General features: G+C 67.0%; 13 protein-coding genes, 1 tRNA gene and 1 other RNA gene. 6 read left to right on the forward strand and 9 right to left on the reverse strand.

Translation table 11 applies throughout. From position 1 onward, the window contains the following. Positions 1-73: 73 nt before the first annotated feature. From ACFV4R_RS07390 to ACFV4R_RS07405, 4 genes are all read right to left on the reverse strand, one after another. Positions 74-451 (reverse strand): serine protease inhibitor, encoded by a 378-nt coding sequence (locus tag ACFV4R_RS07390; protein WP_377201751.1) that lies wholly within the window; start codon positions 449-451, stop codon positions 74-76. Further along, positions 429-1,445, reverse strand: coding sequence for a 3-methyladenine DNA glycosylase (locus tag ACFV4R_RS07395; protein ID WP_377201752.1), 1,017 nt, complete (start codon positions 1,443-1,445; stop codon positions 429-431). Before ACFV4R_RS07395 ends, ACFV4R_RS07390 begins: the two co-directional genes overlap by 23 nt. Then, positions 1,378-1,962 carry an SSI family serine proteinase inhibitor gene (locus ACFV4R_RS07400; protein WP_377201753.1) on the reverse strand — a complete coding sequence of 195 codons (585 nt, stop codon included), beginning with the start codon at positions 1,960-1,962 and terminating at the stop codon, positions 1,378-1,380. Before ACFV4R_RS07400 ends, ACFV4R_RS07395 begins: the two co-directional genes overlap by 68 nt. A gap of 100 nt (positions 1,963-2,062) precedes the next feature. Beyond that, positions 2,063-2,530, reverse strand: a complete 468-nt coding sequence (locus ACFV4R_RS07405; protein ID WP_377201754.1) for a MarR family winged helix-turn-helix transcriptional regulator — start codon at positions 2,528-2,530, stop codon at positions 2,063-2,065. A 76-nt stretch (positions 2,531-2,606) separates the two neighbouring features. Between ACFV4R_RS07405 and ACFV4R_RS07410 the strand changes: the two genes are divergently transcribed. Together ACFV4R_RS07410 and ACFV4R_RS07415 are read left to right on the forward strand one after the other, a co-directional pair. Then, entirely contained in the window at positions 2,607-2,849 is a 243-nt protein-coding gene (locus ACFV4R_RS07410; RefSeq protein ID WP_045730092.1) for a hypothetical protein, read from the forward strand. Between the two features lie 166 nt (positions 2,850-3,015). Next, positions 3,016-3,231, forward strand: a complete 216-nt coding sequence (locus ACFV4R_RS07415; RefSeq protein ID WP_015935910.1) for a hypothetical protein — start codon at positions 3,016-3,018, stop codon at positions 3,229-3,231. A gap of 94 nt (positions 3,232-3,325) precedes the next feature. Here the strand turns inward: ACFV4R_RS07415 and ACFV4R_RS07420 are convergent, their stop codons facing one another. Next, on the reverse strand, positions 3,326-4,684 hold the full coding sequence (locus tag ACFV4R_RS07420; RefSeq protein WP_377201755.1) for an aspartate kinase: 1,359 nt from the start codon (positions 4,682-4,684) through the stop codon (positions 3,326-3,328). 206 nt (positions 4,685-4,890) lie between these two features. On the opposite strand from ACFV4R_RS07420, the gene ACFV4R_RS07425 reads away from it, so the two are divergent. The 3 genes from ACFV4R_RS07425 to ACFV4R_RS07435 all read left to right on the forward strand — a co-directional run bounded on the left by ACFV4R_RS07425 (position 4,891) and on the right by ACFV4R_RS07435 (position 8,271). Further along, complete coding sequence (locus tag ACFV4R_RS07425; RefSeq protein WP_377201756.1) at positions 4,891-5,850, forward strand: ABC transporter ATP-binding protein; 960 nt, start codon at positions 4,891-4,893, stop codon at positions 5,848-5,850. Beyond that, positions 5,847-6,980, forward strand: coding sequence for an ABC transporter permease (locus tag ACFV4R_RS07430; RefSeq protein ID WP_377201757.1), 1,134 nt, complete (start codon positions 5,847-5,849; stop codon positions 6,978-6,980). The genes ACFV4R_RS07425 and ACFV4R_RS07430 overlap by 4 nt, the downstream gene beginning before the upstream one ends. A 172-nt stretch (positions 6,981-7,152) precedes the next feature. Further along, entirely contained in the window at positions 7,153-8,271 is a 1,119-nt protein-coding gene (locus ACFV4R_RS07435) for a hypothetical protein (RefSeq protein ID WP_377201758.1), read from the forward strand. Positions 8,272-8,325: 54 nt separating this feature from the next. Here the strand turns inward: ACFV4R_RS07435 and recR are convergent, their stop codons facing one another. The 3 genes from recR to ffs form a co-directional block, all read right to left on the reverse strand. After that, on the reverse strand, positions 8,326-8,925 hold the full coding sequence (gene recR / locus ACFV4R_RS07440; RefSeq protein WP_091718033.1) for a recombination mediator RecR: 600 nt from the start codon (positions 8,923-8,925) through the stop codon (positions 8,326-8,328). Between the two features lie 76 nt (positions 8,926-9,001). After that, a complete protein-coding gene (locus ACFV4R_RS07445) occupies positions 9,002-12,742 on the reverse strand; it encodes a DNA polymerase III subunit gamma and tau (protein WP_377201759.1) in 3,741 nt (1,246 codons plus the stop codon). Positions 12,743-12,763: 21 nt separating this feature from the next. Beyond that, an RNA gene (ffs, locus tag ACFV4R_RS07450) (signal recognition particle sRNA small type) lies at positions 12,764-12,860 on the reverse strand. Positions 12,861-13,287: 427 nt separating this feature from the next. Between ffs and ACFV4R_RS07455 the strand changes: the two genes are divergently transcribed. Next, positions 13,288-13,375: transfer RNA gene (locus tag ACFV4R_RS07455), tRNA-Ser, on the forward strand. 81 nt (positions 13,376-13,456) lie between these two features. Here ACFV4R_RS07455 and ACFV4R_RS07460 read toward each other — a convergent pair. After that, complete coding sequence (locus ACFV4R_RS07460) at positions 13,457-14,377, reverse strand: oxygenase MpaB family protein (protein ID WP_377201760.1); 921 nt, start codon at positions 14,375-14,377, stop codon at positions 13,457-13,459. Positions 14,378-14,933: the final 556 nt, after the last annotated feature.

Below are 14,933 nucleotides of genomic sequence, written 5' to 3' on the forward strand. Positions count from 1 at the left end.
CCGGACAAAGGATGGCCGGCGGATCGACTGCGATCCGCCGGCCATCCTTGTCTTGGGCCGGGTAACCGTTCGCCTAGGTGGTGCCGGCGGCTCCGGCAGTTCCGCCCAGCAGTGGCGCAAGGGCCCGCCACCGGGAAATCTCGCAGCCATCCGTCAAGGTCAGCGTGGTGTGAACACGCCTGCCGCGGAACGTCCCCGTGACGACGGCCTGCTGGGGCCCGCCGTACTGCTGGGTACACAGGCGCGGCGGCCCGGGTTCCGGGAAGAAGATCGCAGGTCCGTGTTTCAGGACGGCGTCGAGGGCGGCCTGCGGGTCCGGTACGGTCGAGCCGGGGGACACCTTGCCGTGGCTGGCCTGCAGTGTGAACTCATGGTGCGGGCCGTCAGGCGTTTCGCTGAGGTTGATTACCAGGTGGACGGATCCGGGATCAGGCTGCGCCTTGTTCTCCATGGAGGGCTCCTTTCGCGGACCTGGTGGCCAGGCCTGTGGCAGCCGCCAAAGACGCTGCCAGCCGGCCCCGAAGGGTTGCGGCTTCCTGGGCAAAGCCGCGCTGCCGGGCAACGTAGTCGGCCTTTCCATCGGCGGTCTCAATCCGGATGGGCGGGTAGCCCCAGCCGGCGAGGTCGTAGGGGGAGGCCTGCATATCCATGGCGCGGATCCGCCACGAAAGCTCGAAGCAGTCCATGACCAACTCGCTCGGAAGTGCCGGAAGCAGCTTGTAGGCCCACTTGTAGAGGTCCATGTTGGCATGCAGGCAGCCGGGCTGCTCCATGTGCCGTTGGGAGTCGCGGGTAGGCAGGTGCTCATTGAGCGGCAAAGCATCAGGGGTATAGAAGCGGAACGCGTCAAAGTGCGTGCAGCGGATTCGGTTATCCTCCACCACCTGGTCGGTTCCCTCCGAACCCAGGCGCAGTTTCAGGTATTCGTGGCGCAGGTCGAACTTGTCCTGGCGGTACACCATGGCCCATTCGTGCAAGCCGAAGCAGCCGAACTGGGCAGGCCTGGCGGCGGTTCCGCGCAGGATGACCTCGGCAAAGGCCACCGCGTCCGCACGGTCGGCCAGGAAGGCGGCCCGGTCGAAGGTGACCGCCGTGCTTCCCGCAGGCAGGCCGAGCGCAGCCAATTCGCCGTCGTCGAGCACCCGGTAGTGCTTCCAACCTCGCCGTGCTTCGCCCGCGCTGCCCGCCAGGACGGTTCCGGCGCCCGGGTGCCAGCGGCGAAGCTGACCGGGTTTTTGCGTGTAGTAGGTGAAAAGGAAGTCCTCCACCGGGTGTTTCCGTCCGGCGGACCTCCGCTCCAAATAGGGATCGGCGTAGCGGCCGACGCGCAGTTGGTGGGCCTCTTCCCTCGCCCGCCACTCGTTGGCCGCCAGGAGCTTAAGTTGCTCCACCGGCGCCTCCCAGAATGTCTTTCGCAGCGTCCCACGCGCTGATTTCGCAACCATCCGTGCGGGCGAAAGATGCTTCGACGGCGGTTCCGTCAACCACTCCGGTCACGGTCGCCTTTTCCGGTCCGCCATATTGCTGGGTGCAGGCCTGGGCCGTGCGGGGTGCCGGGTTCAGTAGGGCCGCATTCCGTTTGAGGGCGGCGCACGCTGCGTCAGCCGTCGGGTGGCTGCTTTCGCCTGCCGGCACTCCGGCTTCGCACACCAGCGTGTAGTTGACTGCGGCTTGGCCTTCAGCCGGAATGACAGTGACGGCAAGTTCGGCATTGCCCTGGCCAGGCCCGGCAGGCAGCGCGGAGGGCGAAGCAGGTGGCGGGGCCGGAACTGACGTTTCGGTGTCCGGGGACGGAGTGGCTGTTGACGGAGGTGCGGTTGCCGAAGACGTGGCGGAGGAGGTTGGCGACTGATCCGGGGACGTGGAAGAGGGCGGCGGGTTGCCGTCCGGGCCGCCGGTGCAGGCGGAGAGCAGCCCCGCCGTGACGGCAAGGGCCGCTAGGTGAAGCCGCACATTACGCATGGTCCGACGCCTCATTCATGCCTCGATTCTAACTTCCCCGGGTTGTCCCGCGGGCTGCGCTGATCCGGGCCGGGGCGCTGGAGGGAGTGTGCAGCGCTGCCTATGGCTCCGTGCTGCCGGACGTGGCGGCGATGAGCGCCATCATGCTGGCGTGCAGTTCGGTGACCTGCCCGCGGGTCAGTCCCAGCCTTTCCATCATGGTGCCGGGAACCTTAAGCGCCTCCTGCCGGAGGGTGGCGCCTTTCGGCGTGAGTTCCACCGACAGGGCACGTTCGTTCCCGTCAGCCCGTTGCCGGGTGATGTATCCGGCCGCTTCAAGGCGACGAAGCAGCGGTGAAATGGTGGCGGGTTCCTGGGCCAGGGCCTCGCTGATGTTCCTGACGGTGCGGGGGCTGGTTTCCCAGAGCGCGAGCATGACGAGGTACTGCGGGTGTGTCAGGTTCAGTTTTTCGAGGACGGGCTTGTAGGCGCCTACGACGCTGCGGGAGGCCACTGTCAGGGCGAAGCACAACTGGTGCTCCAGGAGCAGGTCGTCTTCGCGGGCGTCCGGGGCGGCTGCGGTGGTCATTGGTCCTCCAACTGTTAGTGCACTAATAATTAGCGTACACTCTTGGTAGGCAGGATGTCAGATGGAAGGAAAGTTCATGGCCAGGCGCAACACTGAAGACAGGGGCAACGCTTCCCAGCGGTTCATGCGGGCCACCGGCAAATTGCGGGCAGTCTTCGGGCCGGCCAACCGTTCCGCCCTCGGCCACGCCATGACCGAGGAAAACCGCCGGCTGCTCGCTCAGCGCCAGGCAGAAAGCCAGCAATGGGAAACCATCACCAGGCCCGACGGAAGCACCTACGTGGTGCCCAAGGATCCGGGCGACAAATCCCTGCGCTGACCGGCCTGCGGCCCCCTCACTCGCTGATGGGCCGCCGCTCCCCGCCGCGAGGTGACGCCGGATGGTCCGGAGCTTTTTACCCCTTCCCGGCGTAAAATGAGGGGCACCGGCTCCCGGGTGGAGCCAATGGCTCATTCCCTCGCACCGGGGAAGGGGGTGGAAAACAGTGGCACACGTACTCAGCGGATTTATGAGCATGACGGACCGGCTCCGCTTCTTCTTCGGTCCCGCGACCCGGCTTGATGCCGATACTCCGGTGATCCACAGGCACGACGATTTCGAGCAGGCCTCGGAGGAGGACCTTTCGCATTTCGTGGTGGAAACCGACTCAACAGGCCACCACTACGCCGTCCGGCGGGAAGACCTGGAACGGGAAAGCTGAACCCTTCCAGCATTCAGGCCGCACAGCATGAAAAAGCCGGGCCGCCTTCCATAAATTAATGGAAGGGCGGCCCGGCTTTTTCTGCCCGCGGCGGTCAGCGGCCGGTGCCGCCATACACGGTGGCTTCGTTGTCGCTGTCCAGCTCGAACGCATTGTGGATGACGCGCACGGCCTCATCCAGCAGGTCTGCATGGGTGACTACGGAAATCCTGATTTCCGAGGTGGAGATCATGTTGATGTTGATGCCGGCGTCGGACAATGCCTTGAAGAAGGTGGCCGAGACACCCGGGTGGGACCGCATGCCGGCGCCGATCAGGGAAAGCTTGCCGATCTTCTCGTTGTACTCGATGGTTTCGAAGCCGATCTTGTCCTGCGCGGCGTGCAGGGCTGCAAGGGCATCGGCGCCCTCAACGATGGGCAGCGTGAACGAGATGTCGGTCTTGCCGGTTCCGTGGGTGGACACGTTCTGGACGATCATGTCGATGTTGGAATGGGCGTCGGCGATGACCTGGAAGATGGCCGCGGCCTTGCCCGGGATGTCCGGAACGCCCACAACGGTGACCTTGGCTTCCGAGCGGTCGTGCGCAACGCCGGAGATGATTGGCTGCTCCAAGGCAACTCCCTCTTGAGTGGTGATCTTGTCTTCGGCGCTGGGGATGACCCAGGTGCCTTCGTGCTGGCTGAATGAGGAGCGGACGTGCAGGGGCACGCCGAACCGGCGGGCATACTCGACGCACCGGAGGTGCAGGATCTTGGCGCCGGACGCCGCGAGCTCCAGCATCTCTTCGCTTGAAATGGTGTCGATCTTCTGGGCGGACGGGACCACCCGGGGATCGGCCGTGTAAATGCCGTCTACGTCGGTATAGATCTCGCAGACGTCAGCTTCCAGCGCCGCAGCCAGGGCCACTGCCGTGGTGTCTGAACCGCCGCGGCCCAGGGTGGTGATTTCGTTGGTGCTCCGGCTCATGCCCTGGAAACCGGCCACGATGGCGATATTTTCCTTGTCCAGCGCGGTGCGGATGCGGTGGGGGTCCACGTCGATGATGCGGGCCTTGCCGTGGATGCCATCGGTGATCATGCCGGCCTGCGACCCCGTAAAGGACTGGGCGGACGCGCCGAGTTTGTTGATGGCCATGGCCAGCAGGGCCATGGAGATACGTTCGCCGGCGGAGAGCAGCATGTCCATCTCGCGGGCAGGGGCGGAGTCGGTGACCTGGGCGGCGAGGTCCAGGAGTTCGTCGGTGGTGTCGCCCATGGCGGAGACCACCACAACAACCTCGTTGCCGGCCTGCTGGGCGTTTACCACCCGGGCGGCCACACGCTTAATGCCGTCAGCGTCCGCAACGGAGGACCCGCCGAACTTCTGCACGATGAGTTGTTTGGTTACCGCACCGCCGGCCTGCAGGCCCTGCGGCTGCGTCGCGTTGTGCACTTCGGTAGTGGGCGTACTCATGGCGCATACCTTCATCGGATCAATGGGATTTTCGGAAGCAAGGCAGCGGGGCGGCCCGGCATCCTCCGACAGTTTATCGCCGCCCGTACCGCGCCGCTGAATTGTGACCGAATCTCAGCCCGGAGGACGACAATCCGGCCATGGCCGCTGGCGTACGCTCGGAGGATCAGCATGCAGCAACACTGTGGGGGACAGGTGCGCACACTATGGCAATAATTTCGGAACAGCCCGGCGGGCAGCAGGTTCCCGACGACGGAATCACGGCCCAGGGAGTCAGCCGCAGCTTCGGCGCGGTCCGCGCGGTTGACTACATGGACTTTCACGCGCCGGCGGGCAGGGTCACGGCCCTCATCGGCCCCAATGGTGCAGGAAAGACCACCTTGCTTCTCATGCTGGCCTCGCTGCTGGCCCCGGACCAGGGCAACATTACGGTTGGCGGCCTGGACCCCGTCCGGAACCGCGCGGAGGTCCGGAGCCGGCTGGGCTGGATGCCGGACACCCTGGGCGTGTGGGAATCGCTGACGGCCCGGGAGATCCTGACCCAGATGGCCAGGTTCTACCGGCTGCCCGCGTCCGGGATAGCCCCGCGGGTCACCGGCATGCTGGAGCGTGTCCGGCTGGCAGACCTCGCCGACCAGCCCGCCAGGGTCCTGTCCCGCGGGCAGCAGCAGCGGCTGAGCCTGGCGCGCGCACTCATCCACGATCCGTCGGTGCTGCTCCTGGACGAGCCTGCATCAGGCCTGGACCCCGGGTCCCGCGTTGAGCTGCGGACCATGCTCCGCCAACTCGCCGCCGAAGGAAAAGCCGTGGTGGTGTCCTCGCACGTCCTCAGCGAACTGGATGAGATCGCCGACGGTGCGGTGTTCGTCAACAACGGACGCACCGTCCGGCAGCAAACCACCGAGGAAGCGGCCGCCGCCGGCCGCCGTTATGCCATCACCGCGGCCGATACAGCGGCGCTCGCCGCGGAACTGGCGCGGCTGGGACTCGAATTCCGCCGCGAGGAAGGCCGCCGGCCGGGCGTCAGCCTCGTTCTGCACAACGAAGTCGGGGCGGAGCGGCTCCTGCGGGACCTGGTGCTCGCCGGCGTCGGAATCCGTTCCTTTGCCCCGGCCGTCGGCGCGTTGGAGGAGACTTACATGAACCTCGAGGGGGAGCGACGATGAGCAGCATGACGGAAAACCGGGAAGGCGCTGCCCGCCGCGGAGCGCCCGGCCCCTACATGGCGGGGATCGGGCATGTGGTGGCCCTGGAGCTGAAACAGCGGCTCCGGTCCCGCGGCTGGTACATCATGCTGGCCATCTGGTTCGCCCTGACCGGACTGGTGACCTGGCTGACGTGGGCGAGCTGGAGCGCGTCGAATGCCTTCCAGCGCGACTTCGGTGGCGTATCCGGAACAGGATTCACCGGCCCGGGCTCTCTGATCTTCGAAGTAGTCCTGGCGTTCGTCTTGCTGTTCGCGCTGCTGGTGGCGCCAGCACTGTCTGCCAACGCTGTGAATGGTGACAGGGCGGGCGGCACCCTGGCCATCCTCCAAGTCACACTGCTGGAACCGGGACAGATCCTGTGGGGCAAGTTTTTCGCGGCTTGGGCTGCTGCCCTGGCGTTCCTGGTTGCCAGTACCCCATTCCTGGTGATTGGTGTTGCCCTGGGCGGTCTGACGCCCGCGTACATACTGGTATCGCTGGTGATGCTGGCCGTTGAGGTGGGCATTGTGTGCGCCATCGGCGTCGGGATTTCCGCGCTGGCCGGGCGCCCGCTGTTTTCCATTGTGGTGACTTACCTGGCGGTGGCCGGCCTGGTGGTGGGCACCCTGATCTCCTTTGGGCTGGGCACAGGGCTGACCCAGGGCACGGTGATGGCCAACAACCCGCAGTACCGTGCCTACGCGCCGCTGCAGTCAGAGCCCATGGACGCCGGATACACCTGTGCCGGACCTCTGCAGGAACAGTCCGCCCTGCATACCGAGCGGGTGGCCTGGACGCTTGCCATGAATCCCTTCGTGGTGGTGGCGGACGCCATTCCGGATCCGGACAGGACGGAGCGGCAGAACTTCACGTCCATCGGCGCGATCGAAGGCATCAGCCAGGCGGCCCGCCAAGCAATGGCCGGGCCTGAGGGGACCATGCCGTGCGCCAACGGCAAGGTCCAACCAACATACTTGGGACAGAAAACTCCGCTGTGGCCGCTGGGCTTCGGCCTCCAGCTCGTGCTGTCCGGGCTCCTGCTGTGGCTCGGCTGGCGTTCGCTCCGGACGCCCGCCCGCAAGCTCGCCCGCGGGACCCGCATCGCCTGAGCGTGGCGGCGGGCTGAACCGGCCGGCCGGGCTGGACCTTTCGAGGTTCGGCCCGTCGGGATCTGGACAGTCAGGCGCCGGTATCCCACGATTGAACCAGCTGTAACTCAACTGGCCGGCAACCGCCGGACACTTCCGGGGCTGGGGCCTGTCCAGGGAAGGCGGACCCGGTATGCCCGATCAGCGGCAACCTTCCGGAAGTCCCACGCCGGAGCCGTTCTTTGAACTGATCGGCCGGGACCCTGCCCAGCCGGGCATGGATCCTTCCGAATCCCCAGGCGCACGGGATGACGCCGACGACGACGCCGGGCGCGCGGCCGGTCCGACGTTCCGGGCGGCGGTGCTTTCGGCAGTTGTGGCCTGGCGGGGCAGTATTGCCTCGCTTCGCTTTTGGGCCGTTGCCGTGGGCGCAGCGTGTGCGACGTGGGCCGTCGCCGCAGGCCTGGTGTGGGTGTCGGCCGCCGCGGAGGGCGACCAGTCCGGCTTGGCTCCTGCTGGGCTGCTGGTCTACGTCCTTGCATCCTCGCTGCTTCCGGGTGCGGCGGCCCTGGTGGGGATGCACTGGGGCATGGCCTGCCAGCTGCGGCGAGCCTCGGCCGGAGAGCCTTATTCGGGTTATCTTGCCGCCGTCCTGGCAACTGCACTGCAGGGCCTGGTGTTCGCCGGGTTGGTGCTGGTCAGCCTCCTCATCCAGGCAGCGGCTGCCGGTGGCCCAGGATCCGTTGCTCTCACCGCATCAGGGCTGGCGGCGGTGGAAGGGACCCTGTTCGGTGCCATGGGTGTTGCGGTGGCCGTCCTGGTGGGCCGCCCTGTCCTGGCGAGGGTGGCGGGTTGGGTGCTCAGCCTGTTCCTCGTGGCGGGTACCCTGGTTGCCGGTACCCTGCTGGTGCCGGCTGTCCGCTCCGAAGAACCGGTCACTGTGGCCCAGAACGTGCACCGGGCCGCAGACGGAACTCCCCTTGCCTACGAGTGCTCGCAGATCCCGGCCGGCTCCGTGGAGGTCTACCGCACGGAACGGATCATGTGGTTGCCGGCTGTGAGCCCCATTGTGGTGTTGACGATGCTGGCCGGCGAACCGGGGCCGGGGCAGGAACTGCCCGGCTGGCTTTCGGCGGAACTGCAGGCCGCGGCCGACGGCCCCAGGGTTCCATGCGTCAACGGGGAACCAAGGAACATGGATTCGCCGCGGACTCCCCTCGCAGCGGCTGGCCTCCTACTGCAGACCGGCTTGACCGGCGCCCTGCTGGGTGGCGCGCACGCGGCTGCGTCCCGTCGTCGTCCGCCTGCCTGACAGATACTGGCGCTCTGCACTCGCCGGACACCGGGTTCTTTCCCGACCCTGTGGTCAGCTCAGGGCGTTCCGCCGGCCTTCGAACGCGCGGCCCAGCGTGACCTCGTCCGCGTACTCCAGGTCGCCGCCCACGGGCAGCCCGGAGGCCAACCTGGTGACAGCAATTCCGATGGTCTTGAGCATCCGCGCCAGGTAGGTGGCTGTAGCCTCGCCCTCCAGGTTGGGGTCGGTGGCGATGATGACTTCCTGGATGGCGCCGTCGTTCAGCCGGGTGAGCAGCTCACGGATGCGCAGCTGTTCGGGGCCGACGCCGGCAATCGGATTGATGGCTCCGCCCAGCACGTGGTACCGCCCGCGGAACGAGCGCGTACGCTCCACCGCAAGGACATCCTTGGACTCCTCCACCACGCAGATGATGGCAGGATCGCGGCGCGGGTCCCGGCAGATGTTGCAGAGCTCCTGCTCCGTGACGTTGCCGCAGACCGTGCAGAATTTGACCCGGTCCTTGACAGTGGTGATGGCCTCCACCAGCCGCTTCATATCCTGTGGATCCGCCTCAAGGATGTGGAATGCCAGCCGCTGCGCCGACTTGGGACCGACTCCCGGAAGGCGTCCGAGCTCGTCGATAAGCTCCTGGACCGCACCTTCGTACACAATTCCCTCTTTAGCTTGGTTTGGTTGTCTTGCAGGTCATGGCGTCGTCGCCGCCCCGTTGCTGGACTGGCCGCCGTCAGTAGCGCGGCGCCAGGGGGCTGCCGTCCGGCGAGCGTTCTTCGATCAGCTTCCCGCCCAGAATACGTTCCACGGCAGCGCGTCCGAAGACGCCGGACTCCTCGATGGTTTCGTCGTCCGCGCTGGGAATGTCCTGCACATAAGTGGCTGCTGCCGCGGCCGCCCGCGCGGGGGCCTTGGCACGTCCGGCCTCGGCTTCCGGGCTGTTGGACAGCCTTTGGTAGAGGCTTTGACGTGTCGCGGCGGCAGTGGCAGACGCCGGGGCGGTTGCAAGGGCCGGCGAAGGTGCGGATGCCGGGGCGGAGGATGCCATGGCGTACTCGCGCGCCTGCTGCGGTTCCGCGCTGGCCGGCACCGGCGGCGCTGCTGGCGGTGCCGCCGGTGCGGATGCCGGTGGTGTGGCCGCCACTGGTGCCGACGGTGCTGCCGCCGGTGTGGCGGCTGCTACTGGTGCCGACGGTGCTTCCGCTGGAACGGCGCGGGCCGGTCCGGCCGCCGGAGTAACGGGGATGGACGGTGGGACCTGGGCGGTGGCGGGCTCGTAGTGCGGGGTGCTGGTCACAGCCGAGACACCTGCTGGCCTGGACGGGTTGTCCAGTTCCGCTCTGGCCCCGCCTGGGACGGGAGCGGCTCCCACGTTGCTTTCCGTCCCCACAACCCAGACGCCGGGTGCCTGTTCCACAGCCCGGGTCCAGGGGTCGTGGGCGCCGTCGGCTGTGCCTGAAGCCCGCTGCGGGGCTTCCACGGCGGGGGATGCCGCTGGTGCCTGTGAAGACGCGGGCGCCGGTGAGGACCCCGGTGTTTGGGTGGACATGGGGGCCGGTGCTGGCGCTGGATTGCTTCCCTTTAAGGGCGAGGGAGCCCAGTCCATGGGAGGTTCTTCCTCAAGCGGGGGAGCGTCCTCGTCCCTCGGCGGCCCCCAGTCGTCGTCTGAGTAGGAGTAGTCGCCTGCAAGGGCCGCATAGGGGTCCCCTCCGGCGGCTGCGTTGGTACCTGAAGGTGCGGCGGAGCCGGCCGGACTGTTGACGGTAGAACGCGCCGAAGCGCTGCCGGCCGTGCCGGCGCCGGACAGTGCGGGTCCGCTGGAGTTACCGGCAGCGCCGGGGTTGCCAGGGGCGTGGCTGCCGGGAAGGTGGCTGCCGGGCGCCCGGACATCGGCCAGCCCACCCTGCGTCTGGTCCTGCGACGTTGGCGGCGTGGAGACTGCTTCTGCGTTTTCGGCCGCTTGCGCTGCGCCGGTTCCCGCAGGCACAGCGGAGGAACCGGTGCGGGTTGGCTGGGAGGATGTCGCGTTGTGGCCTGAACGTCCGGTGTCGGCAGGTTCAGTCGCTGGTGTAGGCGCTGGTGCTGGTGCTGGTGTGGGCGCCGGGGCGAGGCCCCAGGCAACGTCAGCTGAGCTGGCCGGAGCCGCCTGGAGCGCAGAAGCTACCTGGCTGGCGGGTGCCACCCGGCTGGCCGCGGGCACCTCATTGGCCGGAGCCACCTGGCTGGCGGGTGCTTTTGGGTTTGGTTCAGCGCTCGCTTGGCCTGCGCCGGCCGCTACTGCGTTGATCTGGCAGTCGATGCCCACGGTTTTGTGGATCGCCTGGCGGAGGTTGTCGGAGTGGTCCGCCCGCCCGAAGGCACCGGCGAGACCAGAGGTTGCGAAAGCGAGCGTGAGGACGCTGCCATCGAAGGCGCTGACCTGGGCGTTCGGTTCCACCAGTGCCCAGGTGCTGCGCTTGATTTTGGACAGGGTCTGCAGCACGTCTGGCCACGCCCGGCGAAGGACTTCAACGTCGCCCATGCCTGCCGGGCCGCCAGGGGCCGCAGTAACGCGTGGCGCGTTCTGTCCGGCACTGCCCGTGCTGCCGGCGCCAGCAGTGGCGTCGCCGCGACCCTGCGACGTGGATGCTGAACTTGCCGGGGCGGATGCGTCCTGCGTCGCGGAGGACGAAGCGGGCTGAGCCTGCTCCGGTGCGCCCTGTGGGCCCTGCACCGCAGCGGCAGGTCCGGACGCGGGCGCCGGTCGGCCCGCAGCGGGCTGGACCGGAGAGCTGCTGCCGCCCGGTTGGCCCTCGTTGCCAGGTTGATCCACGGGCCAGTCGTTGGTGCTCACGCGCGGGGCCGTCAGCGTCGGGCGGACGGCCGCGGTTTCTGCACCCGGAGCGCCTTGAGTTGTCCGGGGCGAAGATTCCCCTGGTGCACGGTGGGAAGGTGCATCTGGACCAGCCTGCGGCTGGGCCGACGCGATGGGGGCCGTGGGAGTCTGCTCCGGAGTCCCGGCCGCAGGGTCCTGCACTGAAGGCGCCTGCGGTGCCTGAGCCTGGCCCGCGTGTGCCTGCCCAGCGGGAGCACGGCCAGCTGCGCCCTGCTCAGCGGGAGCCTGGGCTGTGTGGGACTGGGCTGCAGGAGCGTGGGGCTCGGAAGCCTGGCCGCCGGTGGCAGCGGCAGCCTGCGTTGCTGCCGGACTCGGTGCAGCTGCAGGGGCGTGTGGTGCCGAGCCGGCACCCAGCGCGGAGCTGGCGCCCTGGCCGGCGGCAGCACCGGCGTCGTTCCCGGAGTAGTTCAGCCGCCGCTCGACGCGGTCGATGCGCGCAGCAATGCCGCGTTCATTCTGTTCCGAACTTGGCAGCAGGATACGGGCGCAGAGCAGTTCCAGGTGCAGCCGCGGAGACGTGGCACCTGTCATCTCGGTCAGCGCCGTGTTGGTGACATCGGCAGCACGGGACAACTCTGCGGCGCCAAGGTTGTGGGCCTGGTTCTGCAGCCGGGCGATCTGGTCCGCGGGCATCCCGCGCAGGATGACCTGGGCGCTCTCCGGCATGGCCTGGACGATGATCAGGTCTCGGAAACGCTCCAGAAGGTCTTCGACAAAGCGCCGCGGGTCATGACCGGTTTGGATGACGCGGTCCACCGCACGAAAAACGGTGGCTGCGTCCGAGGCAGCAACGGCCTCCACGACGTCGTCCAGGAGCGAGGCGTGCGTGTAGCCGAGCAGCGCAACGGCGAGTTCGTAGTCGAGGCCGTTCGGCCCAGCGCCCGCCATGAGCTGGTCCAGGACGGACAGGGAGTCACGGACGGAACCGCCGCCGGCGCGGATGACCAGGGACAGGACACCGGGGGCCACCGGGACGTTCTCCTGGTTGCACAGCAGCTCCAGGTAAGCCATCAGCGGCTCGGGCGGCACCAGACGGAATGGGTAGTGGTGCGTGCGGGAGCGGATGGTGCCAATGACCTTGTCCGGTTCCGTGGTGGCGAAGATGAACTTGATGTGTTCCGGCGGCTCTTCAACGATTTTCAGCAGGGCGTTGAAGCCGGCCGAGGTGACCATATGCGCTTCGTCGATGATGAAGATCTTGTAGCGGTCGCGGACCGGGGCGTAGGTGGCGCGTTCACGGAGATCGCGGGCATCATCCACACCGCCGTGGCTGGCCGCGTCAATCTCGATCACATCGAGGGAGCCGGAGCCTCCGCGGGCCAGTTCAACACAGCTGGGGCACACGCCGCAGGGGGTGTCAGTGGGGCCCTCGGCGCAGTTCAGGCACCGGGCCAGGATGCGGGCGGAAGTGGTCTTACCGCAGCCCCTGGGGCCGGAAAACAGGTAGGCATGGTTGACGCGGTTCTTGCGCAAAGCCGTCATCAGTGGTCCGGTGACATGCTCCTGCCCGATAACGTCTGCGAACGAATCGGGACGGTATCTGCGGTAGAGAGCGGTAGTAACTGTCACAGGAAAAACCCTACCAATCCGGGCCGACATCCTGCCGCCCTGTGGGGGAATAGTAAAGACCCCCCATGCACCCGCCAGAGCCCGTCTACCCTTGCTACCTTCCGGTCCTGGGGGAGTTCAACAGGATGACGCCACATGAGGGGCCGTCAGATACTTTACCCGAACATCGGGCCCGACTCGAATCGGGAGCGGTCCCGCCCATCCTCCGCCCGTCCCGCCAGCCCGGGGATGGAACAGAGAGTACGGAGGGGGCCTATTTTCATTGCTTATCCCGTCCGTAGCCGCGATCATTGGTAAGTACACCGATTGGGGCAATCTCAAGGTTGTGAGCTGTGTGGCCTGGCTGAACGGGCCGGACCCGGCAGCTCAACGGTGTCCGATGGAATGGGCGCGTTGGGGGCGCCCATTTCTGGCGCATGGACCTTTTGGGTGGCTGGCCAGCCGGGCGGGTGGAACCCTGTAACAGCCTCCGCGCGGCGGCCGGCCAAGCGCCGTCGTAACGCTGAAAATGGCCCAATTGGGTGATGCGGGAATCTTCAGGTAGTCTAGTATCTGCTTTTGATTCAAGAGCAGCTGGAGAATTCGCCTAGCGGCCTATGGCGCACGCCTGGAACGCGTGTTGGGTTAACGCCCTCGGGGGTTCAAATCCCCCATTCTCCGCCAGCCAGGAACCCGGTCCCACAATGTGGGGCCGGGTTTTTGCATGTTCTGGCCAGAATGCGGGCATTCTGAAAGTCACTGTGCTCAGGCTTCCGGTGCTGCCATTCCCAGCCGTAGCAGACGCGCCCGCGCGGCAATTTCACTCGGCCCACGGGGACCAAGCGTGAGGCGTACGACGCCGAGGACGGCTTTGGTCGCCAGCCTCACCGGCAGCGGGAACGGGCCCAGCCGCGGGACAGAGAGCCCCAGCATCTCGCGGTACCTGGGCTCGAGGCTGTACACGGCGCCGGCAAAGAGAACACGATAGCCAGGCCGCAGCATCGGGTGCAACGGAGCCTTCCGGATGAACTCCACCGTCTCGGCGACCCGATGGTCCGCGCGCAGCTGGCCGCTTTCGTACCAGCGGTCCAGTTCGGCCCGCATCTCAGCCTCCGTCAACGGTGGCTGGTCGACCCCCATCAACCTGCCGGCCTGGGCCCACTCACGGACGTAGGCGTCAGGGCCTCCCGGGACAGGCCCGCCCCAGATTTTGTGGGAGGCCAGGAACGCGTCCGTGAAGGCGATGTGGATCCAGCCTGCAAGGCGGGGATCGTTGGCGCTGTAGCTGTGGGCTTGGCCATCGTTGCCGTCATAGGTCCCGCGCACGGGCACATGCAGGCGGCGGACCCTGCCCGAGGCTTCTTCGGCGGCTTCCCGTGAACCGTACGTCACCGTGAAGATCCAGCGGATCGTGTGGGCAAGGCGGCCCAGCGGGTCCTCGCGGAAGTTCGAATGCTCGTGGACACCCGCCAAAGCCCCCGGATGGAGCGACTGCATCAGGAGCGTCCGGATTCCGGCCACGATAGGGGACATGGAGCCGTGGACTGCCCACACGGCGGAACCAGGGTGGTGGTATCCGGCGTCGTCCCCCTCCTCAAGCCGCACGGCCCAGTCCGGAGGGGCGTCCGACCTTCCAGTGAACGTCTTCCTGATTTCGCCCTGCCACTTCCGAAGAAAGCTCCGCATACCCCATTGTTGCCCGGTTCTGCCGGTCGATGGGAGGAACCTGCCCTGCACGGCACACCTGTGACCAGGGTTTGGATGTCCCTCGCCAGTCCAGCCTGCGGTTTTCCACATAATCCCCGCAATGTGTTGTTAGGGGTTCACACCGGTCCGCCCGTATGGTCCCATGAGATGTACCGTCATGAAAGCGCGGGTGGCTACCTTCTGGAGCCAGTCAATTGGGCAAGCATTGGGGAACCGGTATGGGCGGAGATGCCCGGCGCTTCAGCCATCCGGCCGCGCGTGCGCTGGTTGCTACCGGTGCTTTAGCAGTGGCCTTCGGTGTGGTGAACCTCAGTGCTTCTTCCACCGGTCTTTGGCCAGGTTCAGCCGATACCTTCCGGACTGCGGCCACACCCGGGGCGAATGAGCCGTTAACGGGTGCGGGGAACAGTTTCCAACTTCCCGGTGCACCTGCCCAGGACACCCAGGCGTCCGGCCGTGTTGGTCCCGGCCTGCTGTCCCCGGCAATCCTTACGGATCCCGGGGCTGCCATCGCTTTTCCACGCCCCCAGGTGGG

It is taken from the genome of Pseudarthrobacter sp. NPDC059871 (assembly GCF_042731175.1).
Taxonomy (GTDB): Bacteria; Actinomycetota; Actinomycetes; order Actinomycetales; family Micrococcaceae; genus Arthrobacter.